Genomic DNA, 13,334 nt, shown 5'->3' on the forward strand with positions numbered 1-13,334 from the left:
CTTCCTTGCGCCATATACGGATACGCCTCCTGGCCTGCCTGTTCGGCCTGGCCGTCAGTGCGCTGGCGCCGGCGTTTGCCGCTGGGGATCCGCATGTCCTGGTCCTGGGCTGCGTGAGCGACGACCCCAAGGCCGATTACGCCCAACTCAAGCCCCTGCTGGACTACGTGGTGCCGCGCATGGCCGATGTCGGCATCCGCGAGGGCCGCTTGTTGATGGCGCGCGACATGCAGCAGATGGGCAGTTACCTGCGCAGGGGGCGCGTCGACTGGGTCACCGGAAGCGTAGGCGCGGGTCTCCAGTTGCAGACGCGCGCCGACGCGACTCCATTGCTGGCCAGCGAGCGCAATGGCCGCGCCCGCGACCATACGGTGTTCTTCGTGCGCCGCGACAGCGGCCTCGCCGGCCTGCGCAACCTGCGCGGGCACAGCATCGCGTTCACCGACGCTCGCACGACCGGCTCGTACTTCGTCCCGGCGATGCAACTGCTCGATCGCGGCATGTCGCTGCAACGGCTGCTGTCGCCGATGGACCGCCCGGACGGGCGTTCGGTCGGTTTCGTGCTGGGTGGATCCGACCTCAACATCGCGACCTGGGTCAGCCGCGGACTGGTCGATGCCGGTGCGATGGGACAGGCGGACTTCGACAATCCACTGCTCACGCCGACCAGCCTGCGGCGCACGCTCAAGGTGATGGAAACCAGCCCGGATTATCCGTTGGCGATCGAAGTCACCCGCCCGGACCTGGACCCCAGGGTGCGGGATCGCCTGCGCGAAGTGCTGCTGGCCGCGTCGCTGGATCCTGATGCGCGCGAGGCCTTGCTGCAATTCGCCGGCACGACGCGCTTCCTCGTGATCGACCCGCCGACTGCCGTGGAGTTGGCCCGTCTGCGCGCGGGCATCGACCGCGTGCGCGCGGAGGTCGAGTGAAGTTGACGCGCCAGCTCCAGGGCCTGCACGCCCGCTTCCTGATCCTCGTCGTGGCAACGCTGGTGCTGATGCTGGCGGTGGTCGGGGTGATGCTGCAGCGCCAGTCGGGCGTGCAGCAGGAGATGGTCGGCGTCAGTCGCGCCTCGATGCGCACGCTGGTCAGCAACCGGCTGCGCCTGCATGGGGAAGCGGCGGTCGTGCAGCTGGCCGATGCGCTGACCAACCCGCTTTACTACCTGGACCTGGATGCGATCGGCGCGATCACCCGCAACGCCAGCCGCCAGCCGGACGTCGCCTACGTGATCGTCTACGACACACGGGGCGACATCATCCAGGAGGGCAGCGGCGCGGTGGCTGCCTACAGCGAGTCGATGCACGATCCGCTCGCGTACGAAGCATTGCAGGCACCGGGGCTGCACGTGCAATGGACCGACCGGGTGCTTGATATTTCCAACCCGATCCAGGTCGGTGATGCACGACTGGGTGGCGTGCGGGTCGGCTACTCGCTGGCATCGATGCGTAGCGACGAGTCGCGCGCGACCCAGTCGCTGGCCGCGCGGCTGCGCGAGATTGGCGCCAACGACCTGCTCTGGGTGGCGGCGTTGCTGGCGATGCTGGTGGCCCTGGGCGGGCTGGCGAGCCTGGTGTTGCAGCGTGCGCTGGTGCGTCCAATCCGGCAGCTGGCCGCGGTGGCGCACGAATTCGAGAGCGGCAATTACGGCGCCGTGGTCCCCGAAAGCAAGCGGCAGGACGAGATCGGTGAACTGGTGCGTGCCTTCGGGCGCATGGGTACCAGCGTGGCGCGGCACGACCGCGACATCCGGCGCATGGCTTACACCGATGCCCTCACAGGGCTGGCCAACCGGCTCGCGTTCCGCGAAAGCCTCGACCAGCGGCTGCTGCAGTTGCGCGGGGTGGGACGGCAGCTGGCACTGCTGTTCGCCGACATCGACGATTTCAAGCGCATCAACGACACCCTCGGACACGATGTCGGCGACGAAGTCCTGTTGCGCTTCGCCAACCGCATCCGCACGGCGGTCGAGCGCTACGGCAGCAACCACGCGCTGCTGGCGCGCTTCGGCGGGGATGAATTCGTCATCCTGCTGGAGGCAGGCGACGGACCCGGGGGCGACGCACGGACGCTGGCCAGCGCACTGGCCGAAACGCTGGTGGAGGAGCTGGCGCGGCCGATCCTGGTGCAGGACCGGCAGGTGTTCCTGGGCACATCGATCGGCATCACCTTGTTCCCGGATGACGCCACTGGCTCGACGATGCTGATGAAGAACGGCGACATCGCGATGTACCAGGCCAAGGTCGCCGGCAAGAGCTGCTACCGCTTCTACAGCCGCGCGATGGACCAGGCGGTCGAGCGCCGGGTACGGATGGAGCAGGACCTGCGCGGCGCGTGGGAGCGTGGCGAACTGAGCGTGGCCTACCAGCCGATCCTGCGACTGGAGGACCGCAAGCTCGTCGGGGCCGAAGCGCTGCTGCGCTGGCAGCATCCCCAGCAGGGGTTGATCGCACCCTCGGTGTTCATCGATGTCGCCGAACAGACTGGCCTGATCGAAACCATCGGTCCTCAGGTGCTCAGCGCCGCCTGCCGCGATGCGATGCGCTGGCGCAACGAATTCAGCAAGGGCGAGGGGCTGTTCGTCTCGGTCAACGTGTCTCCGCGCCAGTTGCGTACCGGTGCCTTGCCCGACCAGGTCGCCAGCATCCTGCGCGCGACCGGCCTGGCCGCGCCGAACCTGCACCTGGAGCTGACCGAAACCGCGGTGATCGGCGATGAGCTGCTGGCCAGCACCTTGCTTGCGCGGTTGCGTGCCACGGGCGTCAAGGTGTGGCTGGACGATTTCGGCACCGGGTTCTCCGGGCTGAGCCATTTGCGCCGCGTTCCGATCGACGGGGTCAAGATCGACAGGAGTTTCGTTGCCGACGTGTTGCGGGACCCGGACGACCTGGCACTCACGACGGCCATCATCGCGATGGCGCATTCGCTCGGGATCACGGTGGTTGCCGAAGGTGTCGAGCAGGAAGGCCAATTCAACATCCTGCGCGATCGCGGCTGCGACCTGGCGCAGGGCTTCCTCATGGGCAAGCCGCTGACCATGCAGGAATTCACCAGGCTGCTGGCCTAGCGCGCTGGCAGCAGCAGTCAGGATGCAAGCCGTTCGACCACGCGGGCGGCGCGGAACCGTGGCTGCGGGACGCTGCGGGGCAAGGGTCGCCGCGGAAGGCTACGAAAACACCGTCGCGAACCAGCGCATCGTGACCGCGGCCAGGTTGCCGGACAGCACGCCGAAGACCACGATCGCGGTGCTGCCGGCGATCCACCCAGCCAGCACCAGCACGCCGTCGCGTTCCAGCAATGCCAGCGCGAAGACCAGCAGCAGCGCACCGAACAGGTAGTTGGTCAACGGGATCGGCAGCGACAGCAGCAGGCCGAGCAGCAGCAGCACCAACCCGGTGAGCATCGTGGCCGCGCGTGTATCGATCAGTTGCGGCAGTCGTGGCCGCAACAGCGATTCGATCCGTGCCAGCCATGGCGAGAGCAGGCGGTCGAACCGTGCCAGTACCCGCCGGTGCGGGCCACGGCGCGAGACGAATTTCGGTAGCCAGGGCCGGTGCAGGCCCGCCAGCAGCTGGATGCCGATCAGCATCACCAGCGGGCCGCTGACCGCGCCACCGACCGGCACCGGGATGAAGGCCGGCAGGGTGGCGATGAACAGCAGCATCCCGAATGCGCGCCGGTCCAGCCCGGACAGCAGGCTCTGCAGGCTCAGGATCTCATCGGGATCGCCGGATGCGAATCCGTCCAGCAGCGCGCGCACGCCCGGTTCGCGCGCGGGGGGCGCGTGCTCAGCCACCGCTGCCGTGGTCGGCATCGGCCGCGATCACGCGCTGCAGCAGCAGCTTGTCGATGCGCGGACCGTCGAGGTCGACCACTTCGATGCGCCAGCCGTCCCAATCGAAGTGCTCGGCGGCATGCGGGATGCGCCCGAAGTGCGCGATCACCATGCCGGCGGCGGTGTGGTAGTCGTAATCGTCCTCGCCCGGCAACGCCCGGCCACCGAGCAGGTCGCGCAGGTCGTCGACCGGGAGCGAACCGTCGACCAGCAGCGAACCGTCCTCGCGCTCGACCACGAGCGCCTCGGCATCGGCGCTCTCGCCGGACTGCATGCGCCCGAGCACGGCGCCCATCAGGTCATTGAGCGTGACCATGCCGGTGACGTCGCCGTATTCGTCGACCACCAGCGCCAGCGACTGCTGCTCCTCGCGGAAGATCTCCAGCAGCTTCAGCGCGTGCGTGGACTCGGACACGAAGACCGCCTGCTTGAGGCTGGAAAACAGCTGCGGCTGGGTCTGGTCTAGGCGGTCGAGCAGGGTCTTGACCTCGAGCACGCCGAGCACGTCGGAGTCGCTGTCGCGATACACCGGATAGCGCGAGTACGGCGTCTGGCGCATCGTCGCGAGGTTTTCCTCCAGGCTTGCGCCGGCGTCGAGCCAGGCGATGCGCGTGCGCGGGGTCATCATGCTGTCGGCGGTCCGGTCGCCCAGGCGCATGACCCGGTGCATCATGTTGCGCTCGTCCGAATCGATCACGCCCTGCTCGTGGCTTTCGCTCACCAGCATGCGGATTTCCTCTTCGGTGATGGTCGAATCCCCGCCCTTGTCCAGGCCCAGCAGCCGCATCACGCTGCGGGTGCAGAACGACAGCGCCAGCACCACCGGCTTGGCCGCCTTGGCGAAGAAATCCATCGGGTAGGCGACCGCGGTGGCGATCTGCTCGGGCCGCAGCGTGCCGATGCGCTTGGGCACCAGTTCGCCGACCAGCCCGAACAGGAACAGCATCACCAGGAAGCCGGCGGCGAAGCCGATCTGGCCGGCATAGGGCGCCAGCAGCGGCACCTGCTTCAGCGGCTCGGCGATCTTCTCGCCCATCGATTCGCCGCCGAAGTAGCCGATCAGCAGGCTCAGCAGGCTGATCCACAACTGCACCGCGGACAGGAAGCTTTCGGGATGCTCGGCCAGGTGCAGCGCCTTGCGCGCGGCGCGGCTGGTTTCGGCCAGGTGCTTGAGCCGACTCTTGCGCGAAGTCAGCACCGCCATCTCCGACATCGCGAAGAAGGCGTTGCACAGGATCAGGACCAGGACGATCAGCAGCTGGAGCACGCGCTGCGCTCCGGTTGCGGGGGGCGACCGAGCTGGAGACGCGCGGATCGCGGGCAGGGCGCGGCCGGCGACGCCGGGTCGACGGGGCGCAACGGCATTGCGGCGGGGGAGGGGGAGGCGTCGTCCATGGTTCGCGCCGGAGCGCGCCGGCATCATATCGCGGCCCGGCGGGCCCGGCCGCGATGGCCGCCAGGGGCGGGGAGGGATGACGGCGCAATGAAACCGTCACATTCCCGACATATCCTTGCCGCACTTTCTTCCGGGGCCGCCCATGTTTTCCCTGCAGACGATCTTCGGCCAAGGCAAGCAGTTCTTCGCGCTGCTCGACGAGGCGGCGGTGGCCGCCCACGACAGCACCAAGGCCTTGCACGAGATGCTCAAGGCACCCGAGCGCACCCCCGGGCTGGAGGCCTTCAAGCTGGCCCGCCAGCGCGAGCGGGTGGCCGCGGACAAGATCAGCCAGGCGCTGGTCGACAGCTTCATCACCCCGATCGAGCGCGAGGACATCGAGGCGCTGGCCTCGGCCCTGTACAAGATCCCCAAGCAGGTCGAGCGCTTCGCCGACCGCTATGCGCTGGCGCGCCACCGGCTGGACGGCATCGACTTCGCGCCGCGCGCGGCGATGCTCGAGCAGGCCGCCGGCGTTGTCGTGGAGATGGTCGAGGAACTGCGGCACATGGGCCTGGAGCGCATGAAGCAGCTCAACGACCGCCTGCGCGTGCTCGAGGCCGAAGCCGACCGGCTGATCCTGGAACTGCACCGCGACATCTATTCCGGGCGGCTTGATGCCGGCGAGATGTTCCTGCTCAAGGAGTTCTTCGAGATCCTGGAAAAGGCGATCGACCGCTGCCGCGAGGCCGGCGTGGTCGCCTACCAGATCGTGCTGAAGAACAGCTGAGACGCCGGCGATGCTGACCCTCGTGCTGGTGGTCGTTGCGACCGCGCTGCTGTTCGAATTCATCAACGGCTTCCACGACACCGCGAATTCGATCGCGGCCTCCGTCGCCACCAAAGTGCTGTCGCCCGGCCAGGCAGTGATCCTGGCGGCGGTGATGAACCTGTTCGGCGCGCTGACCGGCACCGCGGTCGCGGCGACGATCGCCACCGGCATCGTCAACACCGACATCGTCGACCCGGGCCTGCTGGTGATGTTCAGCGCGCTGCTCGGCGCGATCGGCTGGAACCTGATCACCTGGTGGCTCGGCCTGCCGTCGTCCTCGTCGCATGCATTGATCGGTGGCCTGTGCGGCGCCGCATTGTCGGCTGCCCACAACAACTGGGACGCGCTGATCTGGTCGCGCGACTTCGGCAGCTGGACCGCGAACAAGGGCCTGGTGTGGAAGGTGTTCCTGCCGATGGTCGCCTCGCCGATCGCGGGCTTCCTGCTCGGGCTGTCGATGATGGTGTTCCTGTGGGCGGTGATTTCCGGCATGTCGCACGCCGGGGGCGTGTTGCGACGGCTGGCGCGGCCGCGCTGGGTGAATGCGTTCTTCGGCAAGGTGCAGATCCTGTCGGCCGCCTACATGGGCTATGCGCACGGCCACAACGATGCGCAGAAGACGATGGGCGTGATCGCGCTGACGCTCTATGGCGCCGAAGCCAGCGGCGCGCTGAAGGACCTGCCGGGCTGGTTGTCCTTCATGCATCCCGGCGCGCATTCGGGCAGTGGCGTGGCGCTGTGGATCGTGTTCACCTGTGCGGTGGTGATGGCCGCGGGTACCGCGTCGGGTGGCTGGAAGATCATCAAGACCCTCGGCCACAAGATGGTCAAGCTGCATCCGATCCATGGTTTCGCCGTCGATACGAGTTCGGCGACGATCCTCACCATCGCCGCGCATTACGGCATGCCGGTGTCCACCACCCACAGCGTGTCAACCACGATCATGGGCGTGGGCTTCGCCAAGAATCCGCGCCAGCTCAAGCTCACCGTCATCGAACGCATCGTCTGGGCGTGGATCCTGACGATTCCCGCGGCAGGCGGCATGGCGTATGGATTGCTGAAGCTGTTCGAAGCGATGGGCTGGCATTAAGCGGGATCGGCGGCCGCGGGGACGGCTGTCGTTCGGCAGGTGCGGCTGTTCTTGGCAGGCGCGGCTGCTCTTGGGAGGAGCGGCTTCAGCCGCGAGCTTCTGTTCCAGGCAAAACATTGTTCGAGGCGCGGGTCAAAAGCTCGCGGCTCAGGCCGCTCCTGCCGGGGCAAGCTGTTTCGACGCATCGCGTCGGCCACGCGCTCGGCTACAACAGGTCGCCGCCGGCCGACAGCGCGCGCTCCATGCGATCGCCCAGGCCACCGATCTCCAGTACCAGCCGGTCGACTTCGGCCGAGGTCAGGCCCTCGTAGGGCCGGTTCTCGCACAGCTGCAGGTAGGGCACGCCGTCGAGGTCGCCGATGGCCAGGTAGCCGACGCGGCTTTCCCAGTTGAACCCCAGCGCGCGGCGGCAGTCGATGCCGGTGGTCGGCGCCACCGCGGTGCTCACGCGCAGGAAGCAGCGCGAATCGTCGTCCTGCAGTTCCGACAGGAAGATCGCCTGGTGGCGGCGGCCGTTGTCCAGCGACAGCTCGACGCAGACCACGTAGGGCTCCTGCATGGTGATGCGGAACGCGCTGGTGGCCAGGTGGCCACGGATCTTCTCGAAGTTGTCCATGGACGGTCTGTTCGCGGGGGAGGGCGGCTATCCTAATCCGGATGGGCAAGCGGGGTGACGATCCAGCGCCGGGCGATGCCGATTCCGCGGTCGATCGGCTGCTCGCCGCCGTGCGCGCGATTCCGCGCGGGCAGGTGGCCGGCTATGGCGAGGTCGCCCGTCGCGCCGGCTTGCCCGGGCGCGCGCGACTGGCCGCCCGCGTGCTGAGCACGAATACCGACCCGACACTGCCCTGGCACCGGGTGTTGCGCTCCGATGGCCGGATCGCGTTCCCGGTCGGCTCCGAGGGTTTCCTGGAACAGGGCAGGCGCCTGCGCGCCGAGGGCGTGACCGTGCGCGAGGGGCGCGTGCGGATGCCCGCGCGCCCGCTGGACCTCGATGCCGAGGTCTGGGGCGTGCGCTGACCCTTCGCGCACGCACCTGGCCGGTATCATGGCGGCTGCACGCCACTGGATCGCCGTCGATGTTTTCCAACATGCCCCCCGTCACCAAGGCGTTGCTGATCGCCAACGGCCTGGTGTTCCTGTTGCAGCTGGTGCTGGGCGACGCGACCTTCGTGCCCTTCATGCTGTGGCCGCTGGGCGGCGGCGATGTCCTGGGCGCCGGCAATCCATTCACCACGCCGGGCTTCATGCCGTGGCAGCTGCTGACGTACGGCTTCCTGCATGGCAGCTTCGCGCACGTCGCCTTCAACATGCTTGCGCTCTTCATGTTCGGTGCGCCGCTCGAATACACCTGGGGCAACCGGCGCTTCCTTGCCTATTACCTGGTCTGCGTGGTCGGTGCGGGCCTGTGCCAGCTGGTGGTCGCGTCGTGGGTCGCGCGCAACGGCGGCGCGTTCTATCCCACGATCGGTGCCTCCGGCGGCGTGTTCGGCCTGCTGTTCGCCTACGGGATGCTGTTCCCGAACCAGCGCGTGATGCTGCTCATCCCGCCGATTCCGATGAAGGCACGCACGCTGGTGATCGTCTACGGCGCGATCGAGCTGCTGCTCGGCGCGACCGGCCTGCAACCCGGTGTCGCGCATTTCGCCCACCTGGGCGGCATGTTGTTCGGCTGGTTGCTGATCCGCTACTGGCGCGGGCAGCCACCGTTCGGCAAGGGCGGCGGTGGCCGTAGGCGGCCGCGGATCGTGCGCTGAGCGCGGCTACCACCCGCGTTTTCCCGGAGCGGCTCCCGGCGCGCTTTTCAAGCACATCCGGTGGCCTGGACACCGGTCCGCGCCCTGGCTTGGCGGCAGGCGCGCGGGCAGCCTGCCGCTAGAACCCATCTGTGGAATCGAGCGCATCAGCGCCAGATCGATACCTGCTCGCTGGTCGATCGCTGCATCGGCGTGCCGGACTTGCAGGAGAACGCGCTGCCGAACGCCGGTTCGTTCGCCAGCGGGCCGTTGGCGCGCCATTGGCCGGGGGCATGCATGTTGGAAGACGACATCGCCAGCGCGACGTCGCTGGACATCTGCTGCGGCCATAGCCGCGCCCAGCCCTGGAAGAACGCCTGCCTGCCGGCGCTGGCGAGCGTCGGCTGCGCGGTGGTCAATGCATCCCAGGCCAGGTCCACGCCGGCAAGGTCGGCGGCGTTTTCATCGCGCGTGCGGCGGCCGTCGACCTTCAGCCCGGTCAGGCCGGGCCAGGCGTAGGCGCCGTATTGCGACACCAGCTTCGCGCTGCGCGTTTCCCAACCGGCGGCGTCGACCGGCGTCCACCAGTCGCGCACGTTGCCAGAGGCATCGACCATGCGCCCGCTGGCATCGAATCCGTGGGTGAGTTCATGCCCGACCAGCGCACCGAAGGCGCCGTACTGCGCGGCCGGATCCTGCGCCATGTCCAGCACCGGCGCCTGCAGCATCGCGGCGGTCACGATCAGCCGGTTCTGCGGGATGTCGTAGGCCAGCGCCGGTTGCTGGGGCAGCACGTCCCAGCGGCGGTCGGCGTTGTCGCGGCCGATGCGGCGCATCTCCTCGCGATGGCGCCAGGTGGATGCGATCAGCATGTTGGCACCGAAGCTGCCGCGACCCATCGGCTGCACGCTGTAGTCGAGATCGCGCGTCGGCGCGCCGACTTCGATCCTGAGCCTGGCCAGCTTGGCCTTGGCCTCGGTCTTGGCCTGCGGGCTCATCCAGGTATTGCGGTCGATTCCGCGGCCAAGCGCATCGCGCACCTGGCCGGCGATCTCGACCGCGCGCGCCTTCGTTGCCCCCGGAAGATAACGACCGACGTACTCGCGCCCCAGCATCGGTCCGGCGGCAAGGTTGATCGCATCGAGTACCTGCTGCTGGCGTGGCGCCGGCGCCGTTTCCCCACGCAGCACCTGGCCGCGGAAGGCGAAGTCGACGTCACGCCACGCCTTGGAGAGGTATGGCGCCATCGCCGCGCCGACCTGGTAACGCAGGTAGGTCTTCCATTGCGCGGGCTTGAGGCCGTCGACCAGCGCGTCGAGTTGCGCGAACAGCTGCGGATTGGCCAGCGACACCGCGTCGTCGCTCACGCCCTGCGCCTTGAGGAAATCCCCCAGTTGCAAGTGCCGGTACTGCTTGCCCAGCGTGCTGGTCGCGACCTGGGCGTAGTTGGCGCGGGGGTCGCCGAGCGTGGCCAGGGGACGCGATGCCTGCGCGATGCGCGTTTCCAGGTCGAGCACGGCCTGGGTGGCGGCCTTGAGCTGGTCAGGCTTGCTGCCGGTGAGGGCAAGGATCCTGGAGACGTAATCGGTGTAGCGGGCGAGGAGCGCGCGGGTGTCGGCATCGGTGCGCGTGTAGTAAGCCGGATCGGGCAGGCCCAGTCCTCCCTGGCTGAAATAACCCAGGTGGCGCGAAGGATCCCGGAGGTCGACGTCGGCGCTGAAGTTGAAGGCGACCGGGATCCCGACCTGGTGCAGCGCGGCGATCGCCGCCGGCACGTCCTTGCTGCGGCGGATCGCATCGATGCGCGACAGCAGTGGCGCGATCGGCGCCGCGCCGTCGCGCTCGACCGCCGCTTCATCCAGGCCGCTTGCCCAGAAGTCGCCGAGCAGTTTCGCAACGCCTGCCTGGGTGCCCTGCATGTCGGCGTTGAGCAGGTCGATCTGTTGCTGCTGTGCATGCTGCGCCAGCACCCCGAGCGCCGACTGCATGCCCGAGCCGGCGACCGCATTCGCCTTCAACCAGTCGGCATTGGCCTGCGAGTAGAAGTCGCTGCAGGCAAGGCTGGTCGAAGGTCCCCTGGAACTGGATTTCTTCCTTGACTTCGCCAGCGCGACATTCATCGACAGGCTAGCCACCAGGACCAGGCAGAGCGCGAGGGAAAGCGGGCGCGGAGTCGGCATCGTTGGAGGTCGTTCGTTGGGATCGGCCGAGTGTAGCAAGCGCGCCTGCGCGGACGATGAACCGGGATCGCGTTCCGCTGGTTACGAAAAGCCCGGTTTCCCGGGCTTTTCGTTCGTTGCCAGCGGCGCGGCCGGAATGCGCCGTCTACCAGATCACTACCCGCTTGTCGTCGGCGCGGACCATCGCATCCCCGGCCTTGCAGCTGAATGCCCGGGCGAACGCCGGCATGTTGGACGGCGCGCCGATGGCGCGGAAATCCGGTGGCGCGTGCTCGTTGGTGTTGACGATCACCTTCAGGTAATCGGGCGTGTATTTGCTGCGCCAGACGGTGGCCCAGTTGATGAAGAAGCGCTGGTCGCGGGTCAGCCCGTCGGTCATGGGATCGGGGCTGTCGGCGGTAGCTTTGTGCATCGCATCGAAGGCGGTGTTGATGCCGCCGAGGTCGGCGATGTTTTCGCCCAGCGTCAGCTTGCCATTGACATGCAGGCCGGGCGCCGCCTCGTAACCGTTGAACTGCTTGACCAGCTTGTCGGTACGCGAGGCGAAGCCCTTGGCATCAGCCGGCGTCCACCAGTTCTCGAAATTGCCCGTCGGCCCGAAGCGGCTGCCCTGGTCGTCGTAACCATGCGTCATCTCGTGCCCGATCACCGCGCCGATGCCGCCGTAGTTGGCCGCGTCGTCGGCCTTGGGATCGAAGAACGGTGGCTGCAGGATGGCGGCCGGGAAGACGATCTCGTTCTGCAACGGGTTGTAGTACGCGTTGACCGTCTGCGGGCTCATGCCCCACTCGGTGCGATCCACCGGCTTGCCGATCTTGCCGATGTCCCACTTGTAGTTGAACTCGTTGGCAGCCAGCACGTTTCCGATGTAGCTGTCGCGCGAGGTCTCGAGCCCGGTCCAGTCGCGCCATTTGTCCGGATAACCGATCTTCGGCGTGAACGCGGCCCACTTGGCAAGCGCTTTTTCCTTGGTCTCAGGACTCATCCAGTCCAGCTTCTCGATCCGCGCCTTGAGCGCGTCGCGCAGGTTCTGCACCAGCGCTTCCATCCGCGCCTTGGATTCGGGCGGGAACGCGACCTTGACGTACGTCTGCCCCAGCGCCTCGCCGACGTTGCCGCCGATGGCGCGAAGCACGCGTTTGGAGCGTTCCTTCTGCTCCTTCTGGCCGCGCATGGTCTTGTTGTAGAACTCGTAGTTCTCCTGCGAGAAGGCGTCGGCCAGGTAAGGCGAGGCTTCGTCGACGGCGTGGAAGCGCAGGTAGGCCTTCCAGTCCTCCGCCGGCACCTCGGCAAGCATGGCGTCGACCTTCTGGAAGAACTTCGGCATCGCCAGCGAGAACATCGCTGGTTGCGGCACGCCCTGTGACTGGAAGAACGTCGTCCAGGGGAAGTTCGGCGTCAGCTTGTCGGCGGCCGCGGGGGTCATCGGGTTGTAGTAGATCGATACGTCGCGCTGCATCTCCTCGCGCGACTTCGACGCCTTCGCCAGTTGCGTCTCGAATGCGATCACCGACGCCGCCTGCTTCGCGGCATCGGCCGACGGCACGCCGGACAGCTCCAGGACCTTCGCGATGTGCGCCTGGTAGGCCTGGAGCTTGTCCTTCTTGTCCTTGTCGAAGTAATAGCCGCGGTCGGGAAGGCCGAGCCCGCGCTGCGTGGCAAAGGCGATGTTCATGGTCGAGTCCTTGAAGTCGGGACCCGCGCCGAAGTCGAACAGCGTGTTCTCCCCCTTGGCCGAGCTGGTGCGCAGGTAATCGGCGATGGATACCTTGTCGGTGAGCGCATCGATCGCAGCCAGGCGGTCTCCCAGCGGCGCGATCCCCTGCGCGTTGATCCTGGCCTCGTCCATGCCGGTCGCCCAGAAATCACCGACGAGCTTCTCAGCGCCGGTCGCGCCGGGATCGGCGGCCGCCTGTTCGGCGAGCTGGTGCTGCACGGCCACCGAGCGCTCGTCGAGCATGTCGAAGGCGCCCCAGCTGGAGCGATCACCCGGGATGTCGTTCGCCGCCTGCCACTTGCCGTTGACGTAGCCGCCGAAATCGGCGCAGGCATTCTTGCTGGTGTCCAGGTCGCTGGCCTGGAAGCGGTTCACGGGCGGCAGGCGGCTTTCGTCCAGGGTCGGCACGCGCGCTGTGGCCGGCATCGCGGCGCTTGCGCCGGCCGTCGGCTGGTCGGCCTTTTCCTGCTTCGGGCAGCCGGACAGTGCGAGCGAGGTGAGCAGGGCGATGGCGAGCGTCGTGGGTTTGATCGCGTGGGTCATGGTGATTCCGGTGGCGTGCATGGCAC

10 protein-coding genes and 2 pseudogenes are annotated in these 13,334 nt (G+C 67.7%); 7 read left to right on the plus strand and 5 right to left on the minus strand.

What is annotated here, in order from left to right:
- The first annotated feature begins 5 nt into the window (after window positions 1-5).
- From G7B67_RS03225 to G7B67_RS13610, 3 genes and pseudogenes are all read left to right on the plus strand, one after another.
- A complete protein-coding gene (locus G7B67_RS03225) occupies window positions 6-929 on the plus strand; it encodes a phosphate/phosphite/phosphonate ABC transporter substrate-binding protein (RefSeq protein WP_243412226.1) in 924 nt (307 codons plus the stop codon).
- Window positions 930-1,540: 611 nt separating this feature from the next.
- Window positions 1,541-2,251, plus strand: a pseudogene (locus G7B67_RS13605) (diguanylate cyclase domain-containing protein); the annotation flags it as partial.
- A 72-nt stretch (window positions 2,252-2,323) separates the two neighbouring features.
- Window positions 2,324-3,067 (plus strand): annotated as a pseudogene (locus G7B67_RS13610) (putative bifunctional diguanylate cyclase/phosphodiesterase); the annotation flags it as partial.
- A gap of 99 nt (window positions 3,068-3,166) precedes the next feature.
- Here G7B67_RS13610 and G7B67_RS03235 read toward each other — a convergent pair.
- Window positions 3,167-3,814 carry an exopolysaccharide biosynthesis protein gene (locus G7B67_RS03235; RefSeq protein WP_166207772.1) on the minus strand — a complete coding sequence of 216 codons (648 nt, stop codon included), beginning with the start codon at window positions 3,812-3,814 and terminating at the stop codon, window positions 3,167-3,169.
- The gene (locus G7B67_RS03240; RefSeq protein ID WP_166207777.1) at window positions 3,789-5,102 is read right to left on the minus strand and encodes a hemolysin family protein; all 1,314 of its coding nucleotides are present in this window, start codon (window positions 5,100-5,102) and stop codon (window positions 3,789-3,791) included. Before G7B67_RS03240 ends, G7B67_RS03235 begins: the two co-directional genes overlap by 26 nt.
- 271 nt (window positions 5,103-5,373) lie before the next feature.
- On the opposite strand from G7B67_RS03240, the gene G7B67_RS03245 reads away from it, so the two are divergent.
- Entirely contained in the window at window positions 5,374-6,000 is a 627-nt protein-coding gene (locus G7B67_RS03245) for a DUF47 domain-containing protein (RefSeq protein ID WP_166207780.1), read from the plus strand.
- A 10-nt stretch (window positions 6,001-6,010) separates the two neighbouring features.
- Entirely contained in the window at window positions 6,011-7,132 is a 1,122-nt protein-coding gene (locus G7B67_RS03250) for an inorganic phosphate transporter (RefSeq protein ID WP_166207783.1), read from the plus strand.
- Window positions 7,133-7,337: 205 nt separating this feature from the next.
- Here the strand turns inward: G7B67_RS03250 and G7B67_RS03255 are convergent, their stop codons facing one another.
- Window positions 7,338-7,748 (minus strand): hypothetical protein, encoded by a 411-nt coding sequence (locus tag G7B67_RS03255; RefSeq protein ID WP_166207786.1) that lies wholly within the window; start codon window positions 7,746-7,748, stop codon window positions 7,338-7,340.
- A 41-nt stretch (window positions 7,749-7,789) separates the two neighbouring features.
- Here G7B67_RS03255 and G7B67_RS03260 point away from each other — a divergent pair, with 41 nt between their 5' ends.
- Window positions 7,790-8,152, plus strand: coding sequence for an MGMT family protein (locus tag G7B67_RS03260; protein ID WP_166207789.1), 363 nt, complete (start codon window positions 7,790-7,792; stop codon window positions 8,150-8,152).
- A gap of 59 nt (window positions 8,153-8,211) precedes the next feature.
- On the plus strand, window positions 8,212-8,889 hold the full coding sequence (locus G7B67_RS03265) for a rhomboid family intramembrane serine protease (RefSeq protein WP_166207792.1): 678 nt from the start codon (window positions 8,212-8,214) through the stop codon (window positions 8,887-8,889).
- A 146-nt stretch (window positions 8,890-9,035) separates the two neighbouring features.
- Here G7B67_RS03265 and G7B67_RS03270 read toward each other — a convergent pair whose 3' ends face one another.
- Both G7B67_RS03270 and G7B67_RS03275 read right to left on the minus strand, forming a co-directional pair.
- Entirely contained in the window at window positions 9,036-11,048 is a 2,013-nt protein-coding gene (locus tag G7B67_RS03270; RefSeq protein WP_166207795.1) for a M13 family metallopeptidase, read from the minus strand.
- A gap of 145 nt (window positions 11,049-11,193) precedes the next feature.
- The gene (locus tag G7B67_RS03275) at window positions 11,194-13,308 is read right to left on the minus strand and encodes a M13 family metallopeptidase (protein WP_166207798.1); all 2,115 of its coding nucleotides are present in this window, start codon (window positions 13,306-13,308) and stop codon (window positions 11,194-11,196) included.
- Window positions 13,309-13,334 lie beyond the last annotated feature (26 nt).

The organism is Cognatiluteimonas telluris (assembly GCF_011320095.1).
GTDB lineage: Bacteria > Pseudomonadota > Gammaproteobacteria > Xanthomonadales > Xanthomonadaceae > Cognatiluteimonas > Cognatiluteimonas telluris.